The organism is Bacillus sp. RZ2MS9 (assembly GCF_001816185.2).
GTDB classification, from domain to species: domain Bacteria; phylum Bacillota; class Bacilli; order Bacillales; family Bacillaceae_G; genus Bacillus_A; species Bacillus_A cereus.
This window is the reverse complement of record NZ_CP049978.1, coordinates 1,908,822-1,934,353: the sequence shown is the minus strand read 5'-3', so window position 1 is coordinate 1,934,353 and position 25,532 is coordinate 1,908,822. Positions and strand designations below refer to the sequence as shown.

Sequence of the window (25,532 nt, the reverse complement as noted above, 5' to 3'; positions counted from 1 at the left end):
TTACATACGGTTATCATGCCAGAAGTTCACTGGGAAGTGACTTTCTTCATGATAAGCTTCGAACTCATAACCTTTTTCTTTTAGCCCTTTTAAAATTGCTGGCACAGCAGCAACTGATTGCGGGTGAATATCATGCATTAAAATTACTTCTTGTGGTTTTGTTGCGTTTGTTAATACATTTTGAGCAATTTGTGCTGCAGCTGCATCAACTGGCATTTTATTGTATTTCCAATCTAATGAATCAATTGTCCAATCCCATACTTTAAATCCGCCTTCTACCACTTTATTTCGAAGACCTTCATTTAATCCAGGCATCGAACCATATGGAGGACGTGTTAATTTAGGTGATTTCCCAATAATATTAGCGATTAAACCTTGATCTTCTTTCATCTCATTTACATACTCGCCATTTTTATATAACTTTGCGAAATTATGTGTCATACTATGCATGCCTACATAATGACCCTCAGCATTTTCACGTTTCACTAAATCAGGAAATTCTTTTACATTCGCTCCAATTAAAAAGAACGTCGCCTTCGCATCATGTTGTTTTAGCGTATTTAATAATTCAGCCGTATATTTCCCTGGCCCATCGTCAAATGTAAGATAAGCAACTTTTCTTTCTTTTCCATTAAAACGACTTGGTGCCGTTTTATTCATTTCAACTTTCGGCTGTTCACTTGCAAGCTGCACTACATTTTCTTGTTTCGCAACAGCTTTTGCTGGTGAAGTAATTGATTGAAACATGTAATACCCAATAGCTACTGCGGCAATCGCTATTAAAACGACTACTATTTGTTTAATTTTTAAAGCTTTTTCCATTCTATCGAATTCCTCTCCCTATTAATCTTATATATAAATCGCCCAATATAATTATACATCTATTTATTTTTATTTCACCATATAAATAGATTTTATTTGTATTATAATGGGAGTTTTATCAAAATTGTTGTTCCTATTCCTTCTTTGCTTGTAACACTAAGCGCACCGCCATGAAGGTCTACCATTTTTTTAACGATAGCTAAACCAATACCTGCACCTGCAGCATGATTATTAATTTGGTAAAATGATTGCTCAATATATGGTAAATGTTCTTTAGCAATTCCAATCCCTTCGTCTCTTACCTTAATCACTGCTTGTCCTTCTATTTTAGTCGCTTCAATGTGTATTGTACTTTTTTCATGTGAATACTTAATTGCATTTTGAACAATATTCAAGAAAACTTGCTTTAGCCTATTTCGATCTCCCATCAATTCAATTCGATCTATAGTAGTAATAAATTGAATTTCCTTCTCTTCCGATTTAGGAGTTAATTGCCAAATCGTCTCCTCTAGTATATCGTACAATTGCACCTTTTGTTTATATAAATTAAAATGATTTGATTGTAATCTTGAAAAATCTAGCAATTCTTCTACTAAATGAATTAACCTATCTGTCTCACCTGAAATAATGCCCATACCTTGCTTTATTTCTTCTTCTGTTAAATGATCTACTGTTTTTAACGTCTCACTCCAACCTTTAATTCCTGTTAAAGGCGTTCGTATTTCGTGCGAAATAGAAGCAATGAATTCATTTTTCATCTGCTCAGCCTTATCTATTTTATAGGCCATATAATTTAAACTATGTGCCAAGTCACCTAATTCTCCAGGATAATCTTCTTTAATTTTTTGCTTTAATGTGCCTTCTGCAATTTGTGAAGAGGCTTGAATAATGGATTCAATTGGCTCAACAAATGAATTTGCCAAACGTCTACTAATTAAGAAGGCAACTCCCGAAATAACAATACCTACAGAAATAGTAAACGTAATGATTTCAATAATCTTTTTATTTACATTTGTTAAAACAGTCGTATATTTTAAAACACCAATAGTTTGTCCTTGATGTATAAGTGGGCTTAGCACCTCTAGTTGTTTTTTATTACCTTTCGTAGTAACTTGATTATACATTTCACCTTCTAATAATGATTGTGGAATATTCACTTTATCTTCTACCTTTTCACCAATTGAAGATTGTATAACCGAGCCGTGACGATCAATTAACTGTAATTCTGTTCCTTCTAATTGAAAGCTACTAATTATGTCACCACTATATTCTTGTAATCGAATAAAGTATAGTGAATTGTATTCTGAAAAAAAACGTGTACTCGTTTTCGCATGAGACTCTATATATTGCACAATACCATTATAATAGTATCGATAAATTGAGACTGAAAATACAACTTCAAATAATACAAGCATAAGTGTAATGACCGTCATAAAATATAGAGTCACTTTCCGTTTCATCTTATACTTTCCTTCCACACATATCCTTTTCCCCACACCGTAAGAATAAATTCAGGTTCTGATGGATTACATTCTATTTTTTGACGTAACCGTCTCATATTTACATCTACTACTTTCGTTTCACCTACGTAATTAGTTCCCCAAATCATATTTAAAATTTCATCACGCGAAACTGGCTTTGAAGCCTGATTCATTAAATACTGTAATATCATATACTCTGTAGGTGTTAAATCGACTAATTGTCCATCTTTATACAATCTTTCTTCTATAATATTTAACGAAAATGGACCTGACGTAACAATATTCGTTTTTTCTTCATGTACTTCTATTCTTCTTAATAAAGACTGTATACGTGCAGTTAATACTACTGGACTAAACGGTTTTGCAATATAATCATCTGCACCTATTCCTAGTCCTTGCACCTTATCTTCATCTTGTACACGTGCGGTTAACATAATAATACCCATTTTTTCATTTTTTTTCCTGATAACCTTACAAACTTCTAAACCATCAATTCCCGGTAACATAACATCCAGCAGTGCTATATCAACAGTTTGTTCACTCAAAATCTGTAACGCTTCTTCTCCAGTAGTAGCTTCTATTACATAAAATCCAGCACGTTTTAAATTTAAAACAATAAAGCTACGGATTGTTAATTCATCTTCTAAAACTAAAATTTTTGACATAATTCCCACCTCCTACTCTTGTTGATAATCCGCTAGCGGTTTTATATATGCTTTCACTTTTTCAAATTTCGATTGCTTCGGTACTGCATATACGTGAGAAGCTGTTTTAATTGCTGCGCTGTAGCCTTTTATATTGAACCATTCTTTCCGCTTAAAAATATGAACTTCAAGCCATATTTCATTTGTTCTTGTATCCAAAAACTTTTGAGAATTTGATTCTTTTTGCTGATCTGGTATTGTAATTTTCCCTATTAACTCTTTAGGAATTTTCACATAATATCCTTTTTCTATATCTATATATCGTTCTTCAATTGGTTTAATTCCAGATTCACTCCACTGTATGTAACGTTCAAAAAGCGGACTATCACCATGTGATTTATCTTCCCAACCTTTTGGACGTACAGTACGAACAAATTCAATAATGCCGTCTTCATTAACATCTTTACTTTCTACAACATATTCATTAAATAAATCTTCTTTCCCATCTATAGGCAATACTTCATAATGATCCTGATCAAATTTTGCTACATAAGTTATACCTGAATGAGCGCCAACTCCTGTATCAATTACTACCGCCTTTAGTGATTTAGATATACGACCCATTTGTATTCTTTGAATACTATTTATAAATGGATCGTATGACACTTCAGATAAAGTCTTAAATTGTTCCATGAACTCAACTGTCAGCTTCTCATCTTTTTCAAATGTAACAAGGCTTATATCTTTCAGTCCATTTTCATTTAGATCCTCTATGAATAACTTCGTATAACTTCGATTATATATTTCCTTCATCTCTTCATTTTCTTCCGAAAAAACATACATAACATGTTCTAACGATTCACGATTTACAGAGATTCCGATTAACAACTCTCTCTTCCCGTTCCCTGTAAAATCACCGACTTCAACGATATCTACATCTCCTCCATCAAATTTATGTGTGGACTTTATTCTCCAGCCATTTCCGATTTCTTCATATACGGCTAAATATACGCTATGATCTTCATTCGGCAATTTATAAAATAAGATGGCTTCTTTCTTATTATCTTGTTTAAAATTCATTGACCAAATCATCTGTTTATCTTTGTTAGACATTGGAGTAAGTAAGCGATAATTAACAGGTAAATCTTTATCAATTTGTTCCTTTAATTCATTAATCCATTTTTCATTTGTAGGAGCTTCCATTAGACTTGTTGGAGCTTCAGACATTTTACATCCAGTCAATATAAAGATAATTCCCATCATGCTTAACCATTTCTGCATATGATATCTTTCCTTACCACAAATTTTGAATATGTCCTTTTACTTTTTTACCTATCCATTATACTCATACATATGAGTATAATTTTTCTAAACTAAAAAATCGTTACAGAAAAGTTACAAATACATTCCAAAAAAAAGATTGGCAAAAGCCAATCTTTTTTTATTATTCGTTTCGGACTGATTTTGGCGTTACACCTAAATGATCATTTAATTTTTTGGAAATATCTTTTACATTTTTTTCATTTGGAATGTAATAATAAATACCACCGATACGTTTATCTGTACCTTCTATTTGCATTTTTTCCATTTCCAAATTAGATCCTGCCATATTTTTTGTAATAGCAAGCATATCGTCAAATGTTAAGTTCGTTTTCATGTTTTTATCAACCGCATCTAGTAAAGAGCCCATTTTGCTAATTGATTGAACAGACATCGCTTTTTTAGCAATTGCTTCTATTACAAGTTGCTGTCTCTGTCCACGCATTGCGTCACTATCAATTTTACGCGTTCTTGCAAGTGCAAGAGCTTGTTCTCCATTTAAATGTTGGTAACCTTTTTCTAAATGGATCATACCAGCTTGGTCTTTACTATCTTGTTCAGTGAAAGTAACTGGTACATCAATATCAATACCACCAATTGAATCGACAATTTGTACGAATGATTCAAAGTTAAACTTCACATAATAATCAACAGGTACATTCAAAAATCTTTCCACCGTATCGCGTGTGCTTTCTACGCCACCAAATACGTGAGCATGAGTAATTTTATCTAATTTTTTTCTAGTTGGAATGTAAACACGTGAATCACGTGGAATACTTACTAGCTTAACAGACTTATCATCTTTATTAATTGTTGCTAATAAAAGTGCATCTGTTCGAACTGCTTCGCCATATTGGCTTTTTCTCATTTCACTTCCATCTACACCCATGATTAATATTGAAATATTATCCTTTAAAGGTTCGACTTCTTTATCACGCTTTGATGACTTATCAATTTTTGCATACGCATCATTTACAACAGCTTTTGCTTTATTATATATAAACGAGCCATATCCTACTCCTCCAAAAATAAGTAGGAAAAATGGAATTAATATGAACCATTTTATTGACTTTCTTTTAGAACGCTTTTTATTACTTCTCGTATTTTGTTCTAATTCAGAGCTCATACCCATTCGCCTCTCTTTCTCTTTACCAAGTATAATGTAAGTCTATTTATCTTCATATTGAATTTCCTTTCACTAACCTTACAATTTTGTAAGGTTACTACTTAAACCCAATACGTATTCCATTTCACATTATACTCTCGTACTTATTTTTGGCAAGTCACTATTTACCAATTTCAAAAATTTAGCACTTCGCAACATATAAATTTACAAATTTATTAACTCTTTCATTTTAAATTAGGATGTCTTTTTCTTAACAAACGATATGAATAAAGAATCCAGCTAATTATAAAATCTCTATGAATACAGTATATTTGACGTTATTATTTCTCAAACGGCGTATACACGCTTTTCTTCCCCTGATTATCAATGTAAGCCGACTTTGCTTTTATTTTTGTTTTTTCTACTTCCATGTCTTCATTTGAGAAGTTCACAATGATTTTAATATCTTTTCCATAAGAAACAGATTGTACTAGCTTATCTTCTGACAAATACGCAAAATTCGTCATCTCTTCTTTTACTGCTTTTTCATGAACTTCATTCCAAACTTTTAGATGCTCTGTAATTTCTTTTTTATGCTTATTCCACTCTACTTCATCTAAATGGTACAACGGAGGAACATTATACAATAATTCAGACAGCATTCGATTTCCAACTTCATCTTTTGCCTTTAAACTTCCCCATTCCCAATGATGTGTTGTAATAACGGAATCATTGTATACTAATTTATATAATGGTACCGAATATACTGGGTTTAAATATACTTGTTTATATTCTTCTTTCAATGGTACTTGTTTTGCATATTTTTCAGGCACATTTTGATTTGGTGACCAATATCCACCGACATAATACGGACTTGTTTTATTTTTCCGCATATCTTCATCGTCCCATTTAATAACAGGTGTTTCAATTCCATGTGCAAATGCAATCGTACTACTAGCAAAATCATTTCCGCCTTCAGAACCAACGACCATACCCTTTTCTTGCGCAATGTAGTCCATTCGTTTTAAACGTGCTTTTAAATCTTGCTCTTGCGTCGTTATATGTTTCGCTGAATAGTCATCGTAAATTTCACCTGTCGCATCACAATCAATAAACCATGAATTATATTTAGGACCATTTTGTAATATATCATTCATGCGTTCCTTTACACTAGGCAGCGATAAAGTCGGGTTTAACTTGCGACCTCTTCCTAAAAAGCCTTGCACCTTTTCTCCGTTTTTCTTCGTTACAGTAGCCTCTTCGTATAATGACGGGTCATTAAAGGATGCTGTGTTCCAATTTTTATCACTTTTTTCGTGAATGGAATGATACGAATCATACGGACCAACTAAATACCCCATTTCCTTAGCTTTTGTTACGAAATTAGGTTGCATAAATCCTTGTTCCCAGTTCGGCAGACCAATCCACGCTTTTTCTATTCCTGCCTCTTTCATTTCCTTTAATATATCCGTTCCATCTGCATTACCCCATTTACTTACCTCTTCAACCGCATCACCAAGTAGCGACTTTAATAAATGCTTATTTAAGCTATACAATTCTGTATTCGTTAAGTGACCTACACCTTTCTTTAATAGCACACTAGCTTCCTGATTAACGTTTTGAAAAATATCCTCTTTATAAAATTCCTTCATCGATAATACTTCGTTTATATAACGTAAAATAACATTTTTTTGATACTTATCAATGAAATCTTGTTTACTTACTTGATCCAATACATTCAGTTCCCCAGGCTCGGAACTATTCTTTTGAATAAGTTCTTTTATATGACTAAACAGCGGGCTATTTATTTGCTCCCTTAGTTTTGGCCAATTTATATTATTTTCTAATAAACCATTTTGATTCCAAAAATAAAAATGCGCCGCTCCATATAACTTTTCGATTTCTTTATTTTTTCTAGCCTTTTCTTGTAATGTTTTAAATTCACCTTTTCGAACAATATCATCCTTATACAGTTTAGCAATGCTTACCGCATCATTATTTGTCACATATAATTGAAATCCATATGTTTTATTTTTATTTATGCTCGGAAATTCATGTGTAAAATCAAATCCTATTTTCGGATCCGAATGAAATTTCAATTCATTATTAAACATATTCGTTGCAATATATACAATTGAATATTTCGAACCATTTAATGCGAAAAACTTCATAGAAAATGATTCAGCAAATGAATATGCATCATCCTTTAAAAACTTCTTCCAATTCTCATCATTGCTCGGAATTTGCTTACCCTCCCATAACGGAAGTGTATAATTTTCAGCTTCTACTTTCGGCCATGTAAAGCTTTCTGCACCAGTCGATTCCACTTCAATGTTTAAGTGGTCTTTTTTCTTTTCTAATTTTATTTTTACTTTTTGATCTGGATATTCCCACGATGTACGATCCTTTTCTTTTTTTACATTCGATACCTTCATTTTCGGTAGGGGTTGTGATGCCTGTTCCTTTGCCCCCTCATGTTCTACAGTTAATGTGAATGTTTCTGGATTTACATCATAAGTAAAATCTTTATACGTCGCTTTCTTTATTTTAGACTCTTGTACAGCATTACTACCTTTTACGTCACAACCGACTAAAGTCGAAAACGACATAGTTGTAAGAAGACATATCGCTATCGTTTTTTTCATCCTCTGCACCTCCACCAATGAATATACAGATGCTTTGTTACAGGAATGTGGCAAAAAATAATAGAGCTAGCATTTTGCTAGCTCTGTTTGGAGTATTAAAAGTTGATATGAACAACTATAATTCGCTTAGAAGATATGTAATACAGTAACTACATTTTTTCTCAACAATTATGAAACTAAACAAATCAAAATTTTAACAAGCATTCTTCAACTGAAAAAATAAGTGTATACAATGTATCCTAAAAGTAGTACTAAAATGATTATTCCTGTACCTTTCCAATTCATACCGCCTGCTATATCAACTGGACTACCCGTTTCCGCTCTATTGAGTCCGTCACGTAAAGAACCCGTAGGATTACTTTTTAATTCACTTTGTCTCATACGCTCTCTTTTTTCTTCTGGTGACTCTTTATTCATTTAATCACCTCCAAAATGAATGCACTCTTTACTTACATTATTCAAAATCAACATTTGTTTTATATTTTTCCGAAAAAACCTAATTTAAAATAGGTTTGCAACGTAAAGAAAGCTAGCCATGCCAGCTTTCTTTACGTTCCAATATGCTCTTCCTTATTTACAATAATACCTTTATGGTCGATTTCAAGCTCACATACTTTCATATCTGTAAATACTCTCGCTAATTGCTCAGCGATTTCTTGACGCTTCTCATATGGCGTTAATATAAAAATAGATGGCCCCGCACCACTAAGTGCTGTGCCGTACGCACCAAATTCTTTTGCGCATTTACGAATAGATGGTAATAATGGTACGAGTTCTAAACGATATGGTTCGTGAAAATGGTCTCTCTCCATCATTTCACCTACAACTTCCCACCGCTTTTGACATAATGCAGCTACTAATACGTTACTTATCGCACTAGCTTTAACTGCCTCATGAAACGGAAACATCTTTGGTAATACAGATCGACTTTCATCTGTATTTAATTCTGCATTCGGAATGAGAGAAATTACACCCAATTCCTTGCTCTCAATTCTTACGACGGAAACATCCTTTCCATCAAGTGCTCCAATTACAGTTCCACCTAATATAGAAGCAGCAACATTATCAGGATGTCCTTCAAAATTTGTAGCAATTTGAACTTTTTGATCAGCAGTTAAGTTCAAATTGCCTAGTTGATTCGCAAGCTCTATCCCAGCTACAATCGCTGATGCACTACTTCCTAGCCCTCTCGTTAATGGGATATTACTAGTAACTTCTATTATATGGGGTGATATAGAAGGACATACTTTACATGCCGTGCTAACGATTAAATTTTTATCGTCTGTCGGAATTGATTCTTCAAAGGAATGGATTACTTGCCATTTATCAGCTTTTTCTTTAACCACCACACCTAAATACAATGACAAAGCTATTCCAACTGAATCAAATCCAGGACCAACATTCGCCGTACTAGCAGGGACACGAACGCTAAATGGTATCACGACATAATCACCCCTTTAATATGATCTTTAATTTGTTCTATATCATTTGACACACTTGCGATGTCTAGTTGATTTGAAGAAATAGCGATATCAGGATCCTTCAAACCATTTCCAGTTAATACCGCAACAACTGTTTCTCCCTTTTTGATTTTCCCAGATTGAACATGTTTAATTACGCCGGCTAATGAAGCATTTGATCCTGGTTCAGCGAAAACTCCTTCAGTTTTTGCTAATAACCTATACGCATGTAAAATTTCTTCATCTGATACCATATCTATTTCACCACGAGACTGCTCGGCAGCCTCTACTGCATACGACCAACTTGCTGGGTTACCGATGCGAATCGCTGTTGCAATTGTTTCAGGCTCTTCAATTACATGTCCTTTTACAATTGCAGCTGCTCCTTCCGCTTCAAAGCCATGAATTCTTGGCTTTTTATAACCTTTTTCTTTCTCATATTCACAGAAGCCTTTCCAATACGCTGTAATATTCCCTGCATTCCCAACAGGGATAGCTAGAACATCTGGTGCATTTTGCAATTGGTCACAAATTTCAAACGCTGCTGTTTTTTGCCCTTCAATTCGATAAGGATTTACTGAGTTTACTAACGTAATCGGCTCTTCTGCAGCAATATTTCTTACAGCCTTAAGCGCATCATCGAAATTCCCTTCTATTGAAATAATTTCAGCTCCATAAGCGACCGCTTGCGCTAATTTTCCATGTGCAATCTTTCCTTCCGGTATTACGATAATGCATTTCATCCCAAGACGTGCCGCATATGCTGCAGCTGATGCTGATGTATTACCTGTTGATGCACAAATGATTGCTTCTGAACCTTCTTCTTTCGCCTTAGCAACTGCCATGACCATACCACGATCTTTAAAAGAACCTGTCGGATTCGCTCCTTCGTACTTACCATATAGCTGAATCCCTAATTGTTTTGATATATTTAATAATGGAATAAGTGGTGTGTTTCCTTCCATTAAGCTGACATCAGGTGTATTTTCATTCACCGGTAAATAAGACGCATATTGTTTTAATAGTCCTTTATACATATTGTTTTTCCTCCTCAATAATGTAGTAACTGTTTATTTCACTTGCGACAGCTTCTATCGCTTCTAAAACTCGTTCAAATTGATACTTGGAAGTTCGATGTGTCACAACAACGACTTCTGCCAGTTCACGGTTTAAAGGTAATTGAATAACCTCTTTTAAACTTACAGAATAATTAACGAAACATTCTGTTATTTTTTGTAACATCCCAGGCTCATCTTGTAATGAAATGCGTAAGAAATATTTCGAAACTACTTCTTCATCACCTTGTAATTCATAAGGAACTGGTTCTTTTAACGCACTTTTATTTTTCGGAACTTGATTCATATTTTTAACGATTGAAATAATATCACTTACTACAGCAGAACCAGTCGGTAACTTCCCAGCTCCGGGTCCATAAAACATCACTTCTCCTACCGCTTGGCCATGGACATACACCGCATTAAATTCATTATTCACATTTGATAATGGATGCTGGCTCGGTAAAAGCGTCGGTTCTACACTTAAATGAATGGCTGGTCCTTGTTTTTCAGCCTTACCAATTAACTTCATAGTAAATCCTAACTTTTCAGCCATTTGTAAATCTTCTTTTTCGACCTTTCGAATCCCTCTTACTTGCACATCATCTAATGAAACATTCATCGAAAAACCTAAGTTTGCAAGAATTGCTACCTTTCTCGCCGCATCTAGTCCATCTACATCTGCTGTCGGATCCGATTCTGCAAAGCCTAATTTTTGTGCTTCCTGTAAAGCCTCTTCATAAGACCATCCATTTTGACTCATTTTTGTTAACATATAATTTGTTGTACCATTTACAATTCCCATTATTTTTTCAATTTGATCTGATGCTAGCCCATCAGTTAGTCCTCTTAACACTGGAATACCGCCCGCTACACTCGCTTCGTAACATAAATCACAATCATTATCGTTCGCCAGTTGAAGAAGCTCTGCACCATATACAGCCATTAAATCTTTATTTGCTGTTACGACATGTTTTTTATTTCGTAAAGCCTTAACAATATGCTGTTTTGCTTCTTCAATTCCGCCCATTACCTCTACTACAATATCAATATTTGAATCATTTAGAACTTCATCTGCATGACTTGTTACTGCAATCCCGTCAATACAAACATCGCGTTCTTTTTCCAAATCACGTACAACGACTGTTTTCACTTTCACTTCGTATCCTGTATCAAGTGCGATTTTTTTATAATGTTCTTTCAAAATATGAACAACACCACTTCCGACCGTACCTAAACCTAATACCCCAACATTTATAACGTTATTCATCTTCTAATCTCCTCCTAAAAGTTTAATTATTACATCTATAAATCACCTTACTCTGCTTTTTTGTCATGCAGGTGGTGGTTATTTCCGTACTTATAAATCGTTTCATATTACCGCACCTCCTTTCAAAGTAAAAAAACACACCCATCCCTAGGAAAGGGACGAATGTGTTTTCGTGGTTCCACCCTTGTTCCAATCTAGACGTATTTTCTCCTAGATTGCTCAAGTTCAGATAACGGCTGATACCGCCAATAATTACTAGATTACTCGTTCACTATTGAAGTTCAAAGGTGGTAAAATCATTTCTCGTGTTAGGAAGCTCACACCCTTGGCTTCCCTCTCTGTAAACCGTAAAAATGATTTCGTGTCCTTATCATTACTTTTTCGTTCATGTTTATTTGTTAACTCATTATACTCGCATAAAAAACAAAATCAATACTATTTTTAATTATTTCAAATTTTCAATCTCTTATACCATAAAAAACACACTCATCCCTAGGAAAGGGACGAATGTGTTTTCGTGGTTCCACCCTTGTTCCAATCTAGACGTATCTCCTTCTAGATTGCTCAAGTTCAGATAACGGCTGATACCGCCAATAATTACTAGATTACTCGTTCACTATTGAAGTTCAAAGGTGGTAAAATCATTTCTCGTGTTAGGAAGCTCACACCCTTGGCTTCCCTCTCTGTAAACCGTAAAAATGATTTCGTGTCCTTATCATTACTTTTTCGTTCATGTCTATTTGTTAACTTATTATAGTTATCAAATTTTTAAAAAGCAAGCCTATTTTTACTAACTATTTTCAAAATAATTTTTTATTATATTTCACAATAGCATTATGCAACTGCCACTCAATTTACCTATTTTGTCATTTCTCCAGTTTATAAATCAACGGTTCATATATAAAGTGAAACTTTAATCAGTGGGGATTTTGTTCATCCCCACTGATTATTAGCCTTCACCAATCGGGCTTTTACGGGCAGTTGATCCCCACCTAACTTCTTTGCTTTCGCTGACTTTTGAGGTAGGGGTGTTACTGCCCGTTAATGCGGGATAAATCCCCATTCTAAAACCCGTACATACTCACCTTACAAAATTATATCAATAAAATTTTTAATACAATCTTTTTGTATAACTTTCTTCTAAAGAACGTGCAACATCTTCTTCTGAAGCATTCACTTTCGCATGCTCTAACAACATTTTTGCTGCTGAAGGTAACTCTTTTTTATGTAACCAAGATTCTGGATCCCACATCTTCGAACGAATAAACGCTTTTGCACAATGAATGTAACACTCTTCTATTTCAACAACAATTCCAAGCAACGGATTACGTCCATTCGCCTGCATTTCTTTCAAAATTTCTTCATCGTTTGTAATATACGCTCGGCCATTTATTCTAAGTGTCTCCCCAAGACCTGGAATAAAAAAGATTAGTCCTACACGTGGATTTGAAATAATATTCAAAATAAAGTCTATACGACGATTTCCTGGCCTTTCTGGAATGATAATTTTATTATTATTGAGTACGTATACAAATCCAGGTGCGTCTCCTCTCGGCGAGGCGTCACACTCCCCCAACTTATTTGCAGTAGATAATACTAGAAAAGGAGATTTAGAAAGGAAATCTACACAATGGTGGTCTAATGATGAAATAACTTTTTTCAATGCTCGCTCACTTGGTTTCCCCAATATTTTCCGTAACTCTTCCTCTGTTGAAATAATCGATTTTATTTCCATACGCTCTATCTCCACTTATAATCGCCCCTTTTTCTTTATTTTCCCAAAATTCAATACGAATATTGTATAATAAAATTTGCAGAAAGGGGAATTAAAATGACAGAGTGGTTAACAATATTTGATTCTGAAAGAAATACACTTGGGAAGAAATTACGGGATGAAGTGCATCGTGACGGTGATTGGCACGAAACATTTCATTGTTGGTTTGTAGAAAAAGATGCTAAAGATATATTCTTATATTTCCAATTACGCTCTAAAAATAAAAAAGAAGCTCCACTTATATGGGATATTACTTCAGCTGGACATATTATGCATGATGAAGATGTACAAATTGGTGGTCTTCGTGAAATCGAAGAAGAATTGGGGCTTTCCTTTCAAACTACTGATTTAGTATACAAAGGAATCTTTAAAATAGATTATGAAATTTCAAATCTTACTGATCGTGAATTTTGTCATATGTATTTTCACAATGTCATCAATCCACTTCCATTCGCACCAGGTGAAGAAGTAGACGATGTGATGAAAATACATGCAACTTCTTTTCTACAACTATTAAATAGTGAAATTTCATCTTTTACAGCTACTTCTGTTTTGAGCAATAAACCGATAACGATAACTTTTGATGATATTTATCCATATGATCTTGCATACTATGAATTTGTTGTTGAACAAGGAAAAGACTTACTAGAAAATAATAGTTTATAAATAAAATAGGACTCCTAGCATTATATTGCGTGAAGTCCTATTTTTCATTATTGCTCAAGTGCCTTCAATCTTTTTTCTACTCGTATGAATAAGCGAATGATTAGTACTAGCATAAAGATCATTATAGCTAACGTTGTATGGGAGTATCTAAACAGTATACTAATAACACTTCCAATTAACATCATGATGAATCCATTTTGCTTCATCACTTCTGCACTATACCTGTTACCCGCACCCCATAATTCCTTATTTTTCATAGATCGTTTCGTACGATAACCATATGCCGCATTAATATCGGTCGGTGGATTTTTTTGAAGAACAATTGCCGCAAATATAAAAATAATACTAATCAATATGCTTATTCCTATGTTTACTAGTGCATAAATCAATTATATCCCCCCTAACTTACACTTTCATTATACGACATAAACCTTATTTTCCTAATTTATAACACATTCACTTTCTTTCTTTTGATGTCTGGAACATACTTGGAAGTGTTACAAAACGTGCCCCTTTCGTTTTTAACTGCGGAATGATTTTGTCTAGTGCATCTACAGATCCTTGTAAATGCCCACCTGGTGTTGAATGTTGGAGGATGACACTTCCAGGAAATGAATTCCCTAACACATTATTTGTAATCGTATCAGCACTCACACCTTTCCAATCAACCGTATCAACACTCCACTGTACAATCATAAAATTTTGCTCTGTGGCCCATTTTAATTGATTTTCAAGTATTTCACCGTATGGCGGACGTATAAACTTCGGTGCATAACCAGCTAAACGATTTAATATTTCTTCCGTTTTTATAATTTGATTACGGTACTCATCCTCATTTACTTTCGCTAAGTTCGGATGACTATACGTATGATTACCAATTACATGCCCTTCATTCGCAATACGCTTTACTACGTTCGGAAATTTTTCTGCGTTTTCACCAAGTAAGAAGAAAGTCGCTTTTACATTATGTTGTTTTAACTTATCTAAAATTTTTGGCGTGAATTCTGAATCTGGTCCATCATCAAATGTAAGAGCTACTTCCGCTTTATTGTACGGTCCTGAAAATGCGTACGCATATTTTTCAACCCATGAAAATGGTGTCCACGATCCACGATCATCTGCTTTCATTTGTACTTCATAGTTTTGAGGGGTATATACGTATGGCAATGAACTTATATAGTCTCCATAATAAAATGAGTTATATGGCATATAAGCATACGAAACATCTCGTTCTAGTCCCCATTGATATGGAGTAAACATTTGTGGCGAATAAAAATAATACATGATAAAAAACCTCCCTAAATTTTCATATGTGATTCATCTGCACTTTGTTAGAGAAATTGTTATTCATAAACAAAAATAAGACTGTCCTTAATTAGGACAGTCTTGCTGCTTTATATTATTAATAAATCGATGTACTATCTTTCGGCAAAGCTTTCACATGTTTTAAATAGTTCGTCACTTTCTCATCATCATCTTGCGGATATTGATATTCATACGTGTTAGCAATTTCGTTCGCCACTTCCCTAAATAAATCACCCATGACAAAGAATGAATCCCATATGTTTTCATATTCAGCATTAGAAAATGTCCTTTTAAATTGCTCCCACATATCTTCTTCAATATATTGCTCGAAATGCTTTCCAAACTTCCCTGTATTAACTGTAAAGTCTGTTTTCATACCAATATGCCATTCTAGCATTACGATGAACATATCTCGCACTGGTCCTTCAAGCATTCCTTTTGCATAAGAAAGTTCCTCTCTCCATAACCCTTTTGCCACATTTGTACTACACCACCAAAATTCATTACAGCAATCTAAAAACTCTTTTTCTGTAGGCTTTTTTATTAAGTAATCTTTATCGCTTGCTGGCGGGAATCCTTCCATACAATTATCTTTATCAAGAAGCAGTTTACTTAAACTATCTTGTCCAACGAACTTTTTTATTAACTCAACTGGAACTAGCGTTAAATCAATCCGATTCCCATCCATGAACTGCATTAAATATGGAAACTTCCCATCTTCATCTGGTTGAACTAACGACATTTCTTCTGGCATTTGTACTATCATTATTTCTCCAAATCTATGAACCCAATTATGATTAGACGTAAAAGATTGTATATCATTTACAACATACATAATATCATAGTCTTGAAAACAATCTCTTTTCACATTTGGATTTACACGCGATCCATTCATGATGACAGCTCGAATTCTTTCATCCTCTTTTGCTATATTTATAATTACGTCTAGCATTTCTTTTTCAGTTCTCATCTATTTATAGCCTCCAATTTTTTAATATACAATATAATGCTATGTATACTGGAGGTCCACGAGCTAATCTCGTTATACACGATACATGTTATAATTTTTGAAACTTCTTTTTCATCCCTTTTTCCTCCTTACATCACTCTTTTACAACTGCCATTCCTTTCAATTTCCCAATGCTTTCTACCATTCACTTTTAATTATACCGAAAATTCTGTCTCGAATACAAAAAATAAAGAAAGGACATCTACCCCTTACAGAATAGATATCCCTTCTTTTAAAGTTAAATTTAATTCCTATGGATTAGTAGACCAAAGCCCAGCAGATTTAATAAATGTACGTTTATTTAATTTCAGCTGCGCTACGATAAATTCTGCAATATCTTCCGCTTGCATTACTTTATCAGGGTTTCCATCAGTTAATCCTAAATCTACAGCCATATCAGTTGCTACTGTACTTGGAGTTAAAGCTGTTACACGAATGTTATGTTTGCGAACTTCCATCGCTAACGATTCTGTTAAACCAAGGACACCAAATTTAGAAGCACTATATGCACTTGTTACAGGTGCACCTTTTTGTCCTGCTGTAGATGAAATGTTAATGATATCACCAGATTGTTGTTCAATCATGCTCGGTAAAGCTGCGCGAGTTGCATAGTATACCCCCATTAAGTTTACTTGAATGATTTTTTCCCAATCAGCAACGTCTAGTTCTAAAAACTTACCGAATTTAGAAATACCAGCGTTATTAATTAAAATATCGATAGATCCTAAACCATTTTTTAACGTTTCAATCGCAGTCGTCACTTCTTCATATGAAGAAACATCAGCAGTTGCAATAACAGCTTTTACACCTTCTGCTTCTACTTCTTTTGCTACAGCTTTTAAGTTTTCTTCTGAACGAGCTAATAAGCCTACATTTACGCCTTCTTTCGCTAATGCGATTGCTACAGCGCGACCAATCCCTCTACCTGCTCCTGTAATTAAAGCATTTTTACCTTGTAATAATTCTGCCAAGTATAACACTCCTTAATCATCTCAGTTATGTATTATATTAAAATTGTATCTATGTTTATGTAAAAAGGCAATGATGCACTTTCATGTGCGTAGGTTACTTGTAGGTAACTATAGAAAGTTTTTATTTATAAGTTTCATTTTTTTACCATTATTCATGTAAAATAAAAACAAATCCAGCATAGGGGAGTGTATGAGTATGAAAAGCGAAGGAAAAGCTTATCAATATAATTGCAGTAACGGTAAATGCATTTTTAAAGAGAAATAGTGTTAGAAGGTTCTCCTTCTAACACTATTTCTCTTCATGATTCGGCATACGCACAATAAATTCAGTACCTTTTCCTTCCTCACTCTCCACTTTTATCTCTCCTTGATGAAGGTCGAGTACTTTCTTTACAATAGCTAAACCTAAGCCACTTCCTCCATAGGCACGATTTCGTGAAGAATCCGCTTTATAAAAACGCTCAAAAATATGTTGTTTCTGTTCTTCTGATATACCAATTCCTGAATCACGGATACGCACTTCCACTACTGTCTCATGTTCCTTTAACTGAATAGTAATCGTACCACCGCTTGGAGTAAATTTAATACTATTATGAATTAAATTAATCCACACTTGACTCATACTTTCTTGGTCAGCAATAACATATACTTTTTCTAAATCTAGTTCTAACTCAATTTCTTTTTCAGCCCAGAGTGGTTCACTATTTAACACAATTTGCTTTAATTGTTGATCTAATCGATAGCTCACTCTTTCTGGTGTATACTCTTCTGATTCTAAAAGAGTTAGCTTTAGTAAATTTTGACTTAGTTTAGATAATCTCGTTGTTTCAGTTTCAATAATGGTAAGATAATGCTTTCTTTTTTCCTCCGAAAGATTATCGTCTTGTAGTGCTCTAGCAAATCCTTTTATAGAAGTTAACGGTGACTGTATTTCATGAGAAACATTCGATACAAACTCTTGTCTCATTTTCTCCATCGTATTCAGTTCATCTGTCATATCATTTATACTTTTTACGAGCACGCCAATTTCACCATCATACTTTTCTTCATTTCTTATTTTTACGGAGAAGTCTCCTTTTGCAATTTTTTGTATCGGTTCAATAATAGTCCAAATCATCGCCTCTCGTTTTGGTCTCATTAATATTCCAATCAATGTCCAAATAAGAATAATAAAGACAAAACCGACCATATCACTAATTAGAAAAGCAACAAACGGCGATACGTTTACGTCAAAAGCATTCAATATACTAGTTGCTACATAAAATGCGATAGACCAAATTATAGTAAGAAAAGAAAAGAGCGCTAATACCGCTCCAAATACTTTCAGCATCTTCAACTTACTCATTCGTTTTCTTTTTCTCATTTACTTACCTCTAAGCGATACCCTAATCCTCTTATTGTTTTAATACTAAATTTCGACTGCTCTTCTTGAAACTTCTCACGTAACCGATTAATATGAACGTCTAATGTACGTTCATTCCCTTCAAAATCATATCCCCATATTTCTTCAATTAATTGCTCTCTCGAACAAGTTCTTCCCGATTTAGACCCTAAAGTAAAGAGCAGCTCAAATTCTTTTAACGGTAATGTAACCGTTTGTTCTCCAGATGTAACTTCGAATGTTTTACGATTTAATAATACATTTCCAACTTGAATCGATTGGGAAACTGTAATTTGGTAACGTTTCAATAATGCCTTTACTCTCACTACTAATTCTATAGGGTCAAATGGTTTTACAAGATAATCATCTGTCCCAAGGTGAAATCCTTTTACTTTTTGTGATGTTTCCCCTTTGGCAGTTAGCATCAGAACCGGGATATCATAGTATTTTCTTAATTCAAAACATACATCAAATCCATCCATATTTGGCATCATGATATCAAGAATAACCATATCGACTTTTACGTCATCTATTTTCTGAAGTGCATCTACTCCATCAATTGCCTCATATGTTTGAAAACCTTCTCGTTCTAAAAATACAGAAACGAGTTCTCTAATGTGTGGATCGTCATCTACTATTAAAATTTTAGGTATCAAAGGAACCATTTCCTTTCTACTTAGCATCTAATATATTGTTTAAAAATGAATCATCAGTGGAGTAAACTTCCCGCTGATGATTCATTTTATAATGCACCCTCTTTAATTTTCAATTGCTGCGTTGCAAACTCACGATACATATCATGCGTCTGTAATAATTCATCATGCGTACCACTACCTGTAAGATTCCCTTTTTCAATAAAGACAATTTTATCTGCATCTACAACAGTAGAAAGTCTATGCGCAATCACTAACGTTGTTCTGCCTTTCATTAAGTTATTTAACGCTTTTTGAACGACAGACTCAGATTTACTATCTAAGCTTGAAGTCGCCTCATCTAGCATAAGAATTTGCGGATTTCGAAGTAACGCTCGGGCAATGGCAATTCGCTGTCTTTGTCCCCCAGAAAGCTTCACACCGCGTTCTCCAACTTCTGTTGCATAACCGTTTGGTAAGTCATGAATAAATGCATCAACATATGCCATTGCTGCTACTTTTTCAATTTCTTCATCCGTTACTTCGCCCTCGACGCCATAACAAATATTATCACGAATTGTTCCATCAATTAACGGACTATCTTGTGATACGTAACCGATTTGACGTCGCCATGACTGTAATGAATAACTCGTAATTGATTCTTCCCCTAATTTAATGGCGCCACTAGTTGGCTCATAAAAACGTTCCAGTAATGAGAATAACGTTGTTTTCCCACTACCACTTGGTCCTACAATCGCTGTCACTTTTCCAGATTCAATTGTGAAATCAATATTTTTCAAAACTTGCTCTTCTTCGTTATACTCAAAATGTACATTTTCAAGAACGATCGGTTGCTTAGCATTTGTCACTTTCACACCAGTTTCATGATCTTCTACTTCATATTCTAAAATCGTACTAATTCTTTCCGTTGCACCAATTGCCTTTTGGAATTGTGTAAAGAACATAGATAATTGACTCATTGGCATTACAATTTGAACTAAATACAAAATAAACGCTACAAGTTCACCGGTTGTTAATGCACCGCTAGAAACTCGCATCCCGCCATACCCTACGATAATAACAAGTAGTGCCATTAAAACAAACGACATAACTGGCGAAATTAATGCTTGCACTTTTCCTTCTTTCAAACCAAATTGTAATAACTTTTGTATACCTGTATTACCCGTTTCATATTCTCTCTTTTCTGTATTTGAAGATTTCACTAAACGAATTTCTGATAACACTTGCGTTAACACACTTGTAAAAGATGCAGTTTCATCTTGAAGCGCTTTTGAAATCTTATACATTTTTCGTCCAAGTGGAACTAAAATTAACACAGACAACGGAATAACCGTTAAAAGTAACGCAGTCATTTTCCAATCTAAAACAAATAATACAATTAACGATCCAACAATTGAAATACCACCTGTTAATAAGTTTGACAAATGCTCAGAAATTAACGTTTTCACAACACCTGTATCATTCGTCATACGGCTAATCGTATCACCTGTTCTATTTTGATCGTAATAAGATACCGGCAAGATAAGTACCTTTTTCCACAAACGTTCTCTTAGTCCCGCTACAATCTTCTGCCCAATATAATTTAGTAAATATATAGACAACCCTGCCGCAATAGTTTGCATTACAAAGAAAGCAATTAACCCAACAATTTGTCCTGCACTAATTGAAGAAAGCGAAAAATTATCTACTAATCCTTTTGTCAGCATAGGAATAAATAAACTCGCTCCCGTAGAAAGCAAACTCATTAACAACGCAAAAACTAAAATTCCTTTCGGAGGATTTGTATCTTGAATAAGGCGTAAAAACTGCCTCCAACTCCCTTTTTTCTTTATTTCATTTCTAACTTCCATTCCTGTTCATCTCCTCATATTAAACAAAACTGTTCTTTCTAAAATTAGAATACGATACAAATGTAAACTGAATGTAAACACACTTTTTCTATTTTTACAAAATATACATAAAAACTCATCTTTACAACAGATATAAACATCTGATATTATTACCTGGTACTTAATATTATTCTATGTAAATTATAGATAAATAATTTAAAACACGATATAAATCTCCAGTTAGTGAAAGGAGTATCCTTTTTGCAAACAAATATACATTCTGAAAAGGAAACAATTATTTTTATTCATGGATTAGTTGGTAATCGTCGCGCCTTCAAAAAAGAGCAAAAACGATTTTCCGCCTCCTACAACATTATAACTTATGACTTATTAGGTCACGGTGATGATAAAGGTGAAGCAATCGACTTTTCATTACAGCGCCTCGTAGATCAATTATTAAACTTATATGAACAAGAAGGTATTAAAAAAGCTCATATTTGTGCGCTAAGTTACGGCTGTTACATCTCTACAATTTTTGCGCAAATGCATCCAGAAAAAGTATTAAGTATTTGTCATATTGGAGGACATTACAATAACCCTTCTCGTTTATATAATGTATTTCAAAATTTTTGGGAGAAGCGAGGAGATGAATACTCTAAATGGCTCTCTCAATACGCAAATACTATTTTTCCAAGTGGTATACTAAAAGCAAATCCGTTCGCAGTCATTTCAAGAAATATTTACTACCGTTTCGGATTACAATTACATTCATCCATAATTGCCCAGTCATTACGACATCGATTAGAATTCGATTTAAAATCTAAATTAAAATCACTTCCTCACCCTATACTATGGGTAATGGGAGAGCATGATCATCTCTATAAATCTTGTCTATTTGATTTGAAATCTATTTTGCCTAACGTTCTATATAAGGAAATACCGTTAGCGGGACATGCAGCGAACTTATTTCGTCCTAACTATTTCCATGACTTATATGATCGATTTTTAAATGGAAAGTTAAAATAAAAACTATTGAACTTCCAATTTATTCAACTATAAAAAGGCTTCCCAAGTTTCCTTGGAAAGCCTTTTCTCTATACGAAAAGTATATAAAACTACTTTTTCTTAGTATGCTTTTGTGTAACCAGTTAGATGTTTGCTCCAGTATGAATTATTTACTGAACTAATTTTCACACCTGTTGAAGTTGTTTCCGCACTAATAAACTTACCATTTCCTAAATAAACTCCCATATGAGTTAAACCACCAGCTTCTGTAGTATTGCTAAAGTATACTAAATCTCCTGGTTGTGGATTGTTAGTTTTTGTTAACTGAGCCCAATATCCCTTAACATTTGTGCGCTCTATGTTGTGACCTGTTTTATTTAATACATAGTAAATAAAACCACTGCAGTCAAAACCAGCAGGTGTTGTACCAGCAGTTCTGTATGGTTTACCCTCTAAAGATCTAGCGAATCCAGCGATTGAAGATGTATCTCCACCTGTTGTTGGTTTTTGTACGTCTTTACCTGGTTGTTGAACGTTATTTGTAACATTATTGTTATTTGTAACGTTGTTTACTCCGCCTTTTACAAACTTAACGAAGTCTGCACTTACGTAACCTGTGCGGCCGTTATGGTTAATTTTGTACCAGCCATTTTCAGCACCAGTAACGTTTAATACTTTACCATTTGTTACTCCACCGATTACAGCGTTGTATGTAGCTGGGCCTGTACGTACTTTTAAAGCACCAGTGTTAACAACATAAGAACCACCAGTTTGAACTGTTGTAGTATTGTTGTTTGTAGTTGGTTGTTGTGTTTCGTTAGATACAGCAGAACCACCTTTTGTTACGAAGTCTTTGCTTACGTATCCAGTTCCACCATTGAAGTTGATTTTAAACCAATCTTGTACTTCACCTACAACTTGTACTGTTTTACCTTTGTTTACAGAACCTAATACTGTATGAGATGTACTTGGGCCTGTACGTACGTTAAGTGAAGAAACGTTTACTGTGTAAGTACCTGTTCCTTGTTGAACAGTCGTTCCTGTTTTGCCACCAGTCGTTACGAAGTCACCACTTACATAACCTGTTTGACCATTTACGTTTACTTTGAACCAACCATTTTCTTGTCCAACTACTTGTAGCACTTGGCCTGATTTTACTTTAGAAATAACGTTATGTCCTGTACCAGCACCTGAACGAACATTTAATACATCAGCAGTTACTGTGTATTTTAATTCAGAAGTTGTTTCTACAGTTTTTGTTTCAGTTACAGTCGTTTGAGTTTGAGTTTGAGTTTGTCCATTAATTTCTTTTAGCGCTTCATTTGAAACTTGTGCATGAGCAGAATCCATTCCTGGAACTGCAACGCCAGCTACAGAAGCTGCTGCTAAACCTGCAATTACTTTTTTCATAAGTTGTCTTTACTTCCTTTCCCTACTATCCTCTTAAAAAAAAACTAAAACTTTAATACTTTACAATATTATCAAAGTAAAATATTCATCCAGTTCCATTTTTTAGCAAGAGTTTTATTTTTCACACAGAGTTCATTTTAAATGAACAAAGTGAAATCCGTGTGAACTTCATGTGAACTTTATCATTAAACACAATGTTTTTGCAATGTTTTTTTCAAATTTCTTATATATCGCATGAAAATTCGACATTCTATTTAATATTTTAATATAAAATATCCCTTTTCTATCTATTATAAAAAACTCTATTAACCTAATACAAACTCAAGTATGTATTTCCTTATAAAGCTCCTTACATGACGTATACTTTCATCATGACAAAAATCACTCTATTTATCAATAGTATAATATTTTTAGAAAACTAAATTTCTATACTATCTACAATTTTGAAATAATTTGACGAATTGTAAGATTTATTTCACAAAAGCCATTTCTCCTTTAAAGAAAACACACACTATATCAACTGTTCTCTTTTTCCCACAATGGAATTTATAGGATATTTATAGTATTATATACATATTTTAATAAACAAGAATTTTAGCGAATTGATTAAAGTTTCATTCCCTTATAAAATGAAACTTTAATCAGGAAGGGTTTTATACATCCTCCGCTAATTATTAACCCTCACCACTCGGGCTGCCCATTAATGCGGGGTTTTATTGGAATAAAAAGAGGAGGCATATTTGTGAGAAATATAATAGATGATCCAATACAAAAAAACATAGAGCTATACTATGCTTTTATTCAATTCGTTTCAATGATAACATTACAAAAAGTATCAGCTATTGAAACACGTAAAAACGAATTAAAAAATCAGATAAAAAATGCAGGACAAAAAAACCCTTATTACGTATAAAAAAGGTGAACAGGTTATATTCCTGTTCACCTTTTTAAATTATTTATAAATTTTCACACGGTCCTCTAGCGGTTGGAATTCTTTTTCACCAGCATGTACTACCGGTTTACCAAATGGCATTTGCGCAATAAGTTTCCAATTCTCTGGAACATCCCACTCTTTTCTCACTTCTTCATCAATTAGCGGATTGTAATGCTGTAACGTAGCACCAAACCCTTCAATTTCTAAAGCTGTCCAAATTGCAAATTGTAACATTCCTGATGATTGCTGAGACCAAGTTGGGAAATTATCTTTATATAATGCAAAGTTAGCTTGAAGGCTTTCCACTACTTCACTGTCTTCAAAATATAAAACCGTTCCATAACCACTTTTAAATGCATTCATTTTTTCTTCAGTAGGTGCAAAGTTATTTTCAGGTACAATTTTTCGTAACGTTTCTTTCGTAATATCCCATAATTTATCATGTTGTTCTCCTAATAAAACAACAACGCGAGCACTTTGAGAATTAAAAGCTGAAGGTGTATGTTTTACAGCATGATAAATCACTTCTTGAATTTTCTCATCAGAAACTACTTGCTCTTTACTAATTGCATAAATAGATCTTCTGTCTTCAATTGCTGAGTAAAAATCTTTTGCCATCATAATTCCCTCCAATTTTCAATTGAGGCTATTTTATATGTATATATCATATTACGCCCCTCAAACTTATTATTAATAAGCTTATAACTTTATAATATCACAGCAACAAACAAACTCAAATAATAACACTTATATTTAGAAGCTTTTTCCTTTTTAAAATAAAAAGACTGTTTGT

Annotated in this window: 23 protein-coding genes, 1 pseudogene and 2 other annotated features; of the genes and pseudogenes, 4 read left to right on the top strand and 20 right to left on the bottom strand. The window is 33.9% G+C overall.

The genetic code is table 11. The annotated features are described in order from the left end of the window. From BHV55_RS09960 to BHV55_RS09910, 11 genes are all read right to left on the bottom strand, one after another. The gene (locus BHV55_RS09960; RefSeq protein WP_000409482.1) at positions 1–822 is read right to left on the bottom strand and encodes a peptidoglycan-N-acetylglucosamine deacetylase; all 822 of its coding nucleotides are present in this window, start codon (positions 820–822) and stop codon (positions 1–3) included. A 101-nt stretch (positions 823–923) separates the two neighbouring features. After that, positions 924–2,282: a sensor histidine kinase gene (locus BHV55_RS09955; protein WP_048568915.1), complete on the bottom strand. Its 1,359-nt coding sequence runs from the start codon at positions 2,280–2,282 to the stop codon at positions 924–926. Next, entirely contained in the window at positions 2,279–2,968 is a 690-nt protein-coding gene (locus BHV55_RS09950; protein WP_070757538.1) for a response regulator transcription factor, read from the bottom strand. Before BHV55_RS09950 ends, BHV55_RS09955 begins: the two co-directional genes overlap by 4 nt. Before the next feature lie 12 nt (positions 2,969–2,980). Beyond that, a complete protein-coding gene (locus BHV55_RS09945; RefSeq protein WP_070757540.1) occupies positions 2,981–4,228 on the bottom strand; it encodes a hypothetical protein in 1,248 nt (415 codons plus the stop codon). 163 nt (positions 4,229–4,391) lie between these two features. After that, positions 4,392–5,393, bottom strand: coding sequence for an LCP family protein (locus BHV55_RS09940; RefSeq protein WP_001987131.1), 1,002 nt, complete (start codon positions 5,391–5,393; stop codon positions 4,392–4,394). 320 nt (positions 5,394–5,713) lie between these two features. Then, the gene (locus BHV55_RS09935; protein WP_000750825.1) at positions 5,714–8,017 is read right to left on the bottom strand and encodes a glycoside hydrolase; all 2,304 of its coding nucleotides are present in this window, start codon (positions 8,015–8,017) and stop codon (positions 5,714–5,716) included. A gap of 207 nt (positions 8,018–8,224) precedes the next feature. After that, positions 8,225–8,434, bottom strand: coding sequence for a DUF6366 family protein (locus BHV55_RS09930; protein ID WP_001031483.1), 210 nt, complete (start codon positions 8,432–8,434; stop codon positions 8,225–8,227). Between the two features lie 131 nt (positions 8,435–8,565). After that, positions 8,566–9,459 carry a homoserine kinase gene (gene thrB, locus BHV55_RS09925; protein WP_070757541.1) on the bottom strand — a complete coding sequence of 298 codons (894 nt, stop codon included), beginning with the start codon at positions 9,457–9,459 and terminating at the stop codon, positions 8,566–8,568. After that, positions 9,456–10,514: a threonine synthase gene (gene thrC / locus BHV55_RS09920; RefSeq protein WP_000276439.1), complete on the bottom strand. Its 1,059-nt coding sequence runs from the start codon at positions 10,512–10,514 to the stop codon at positions 9,456–9,458. The genes thrB and thrC overlap by 4 nt, the downstream gene beginning before the upstream one ends. Beyond that, positions 10,507–11,802 (bottom strand): homoserine dehydrogenase, encoded by a 1,296-nt coding sequence (locus tag BHV55_RS09915; protein ID WP_001066899.1) that lies wholly within the window; start codon positions 11,800–11,802, stop codon positions 10,507–10,509. Before BHV55_RS09915 ends, thrC begins: the two co-directional genes overlap by 8 nt. A 151-nt stretch (positions 11,803–11,953) precedes the next feature. After that, positions 11,954–12,185 (bottom strand) — a binding site (T-box leader). A 113-nt stretch (positions 12,186–12,298) separates the two neighbouring features. Next, positions 12,299–12,530, bottom strand: a binding site (T-box leader). A 383-nt stretch (positions 12,531–12,913) separates the two neighbouring features. Then, the gene (locus BHV55_RS09910; protein WP_070757543.1) at positions 12,914–13,552 is read right to left on the bottom strand and encodes a pyridoxamine 5'-phosphate oxidase family protein; all 639 of its coding nucleotides are present in this window, start codon (positions 13,550–13,552) and stop codon (positions 12,914–12,916) included. A gap of 81 nt (positions 13,553–13,633) precedes the next feature. Here BHV55_RS09910 and BHV55_RS09905 point away from each other — a divergent pair, with 81 nt between their 5' ends. Next, a complete protein-coding gene (locus BHV55_RS09905; protein WP_048568911.1) occupies positions 13,634–14,242 on the top strand; it encodes an NUDIX hydrolase in 609 nt (202 codons plus the stop codon). A gap of 47 nt (positions 14,243–14,289) precedes the next feature. Here BHV55_RS09905 and BHV55_RS09900 read toward each other — a convergent pair whose 3' ends face one another. The 4 genes from BHV55_RS09900 to BHV55_RS09885 all read right to left on the bottom strand — a co-directional run bounded on the left by BHV55_RS09900 (position 14,290) and on the right by BHV55_RS09885 (position 17,527). Continuing rightward, entirely contained in the window at positions 14,290–14,628 is a 339-nt protein-coding gene (locus BHV55_RS09900; protein WP_048568924.1) for an SdpI family protein, read from the bottom strand. 70 nt (positions 14,629–14,698) lie between these two features. Continuing rightward, positions 14,699–15,526, bottom strand: coding sequence for a peptidoglycan-N-acetylglucosamine deacetylase (locus tag BHV55_RS09895; protein ID WP_048568910.1), 828 nt, complete (start codon positions 15,524–15,526; stop codon positions 14,699–14,701). A gap of 118 nt (positions 15,527–15,644) precedes the next feature. Continuing rightward, the gene (locus tag BHV55_RS09890; protein WP_070757546.1) at positions 15,645–16,517 is read right to left on the bottom strand and encodes an aminoglycoside 6-adenylyltransferase; all 873 of its coding nucleotides are present in this window, start codon (positions 16,515–16,517) and stop codon (positions 15,645–15,647) included. Positions 16,518–16,807: 290 nt separating this feature from the next. Next, the gene (locus BHV55_RS09885; RefSeq protein ID WP_000818985.1) at positions 16,808–17,527 is read right to left on the bottom strand and encodes a 3-ketoacyl-ACP reductase; all 720 of its coding nucleotides are present in this window, start codon (positions 17,525–17,527) and stop codon (positions 16,808–16,810) included. Positions 17,528–17,723: 196 nt separating this feature from the next. On the opposite strand from BHV55_RS09885, the pseudogene BHV55_RS27870 reads away from it, so the two are divergent. Further along, a pseudogene (locus tag BHV55_RS27870) lies at positions 17,724–17,792 on the top strand (DUF3139 domain-containing protein); the annotation flags it as partial. A 24-nt stretch (positions 17,793–17,816) separates the two neighbouring features. On the opposite strand, the gene hitS reads toward BHV55_RS27870, so the two are convergent. The 3 genes from hitS to BHV55_RS09870 all read right to left on the bottom strand — a co-directional run bounded on the left by hitS (position 17,817) and on the right by BHV55_RS09870 (position 21,411). Next, complete coding sequence (gene hitS / locus BHV55_RS09880) at positions 17,817–18,890, bottom strand: envelope stress sensor histidine kinase HitS (RefSeq protein ID WP_001231621.1); 1,074 nt, start codon at positions 18,888–18,890, stop codon at positions 17,817–17,819. Next, a complete protein-coding gene (hitR, locus tag BHV55_RS09875) occupies positions 18,887–19,564 on the bottom strand; it encodes an envelope stress response regulator transcription factor HitR (protein ID WP_048568907.1) in 678 nt (225 codons plus the stop codon). The genes hitS and hitR overlap by 4 nt, the downstream gene beginning before the upstream one ends. 86 nt (positions 19,565–19,650) lie before the next feature. After that, positions 19,651–21,411 carry an ABC transporter ATP-binding protein gene (locus BHV55_RS09870; protein WP_000453861.1) on the bottom strand — a complete coding sequence of 587 codons (1,761 nt, stop codon included), beginning with the start codon at positions 21,409–21,411 and terminating at the stop codon, positions 19,651–19,653. Between the two features lie 240 nt (positions 21,412–21,651). Here BHV55_RS09870 and BHV55_RS09865 point away from each other — a divergent pair, with 240 nt between their 5' ends. Further along, complete coding sequence (locus BHV55_RS09865; protein ID WP_001194306.1) at positions 21,652–22,416, top strand: alpha/beta fold hydrolase; 765 nt, start codon at positions 21,652–21,654, stop codon at positions 22,414–22,416. A gap of 99 nt (positions 22,417–22,515) precedes the next feature. Here BHV55_RS09865 and entFM read toward each other — a convergent pair whose 3' ends face one another. Further along, a complete protein-coding gene (gene entFM / locus BHV55_RS09860; RefSeq protein ID WP_070757548.1) occupies positions 22,516–23,805 on the bottom strand; it encodes an enterotoxin EntFM in 1,290 nt (429 codons plus the stop codon). Positions 23,806–24,547: 742 nt separating this feature from the next. On the opposite strand from entFM, the gene BHV55_RS09855 reads away from it, so the two are divergent. Continuing rightward, positions 24,548–24,718, top strand: a complete 171-nt coding sequence (locus BHV55_RS09855) for a DNA mismatch repair protein MutT (RefSeq protein WP_065223521.1) — start codon at positions 24,548–24,550, stop codon at positions 24,716–24,718. 39 nt (positions 24,719–24,757) lie between these two features. Here BHV55_RS09855 and BHV55_RS09850 read toward each other — a convergent pair whose 3' ends face one another. Continuing rightward, complete coding sequence (locus tag BHV55_RS09850; protein WP_001987122.1) at positions 24,758–25,360, bottom strand: nitroreductase family protein; 603 nt, start codon at positions 25,358–25,360, stop codon at positions 24,758–24,760. Between the last annotated feature and the right edge of the window lie 172 nt (positions 25,361–25,532).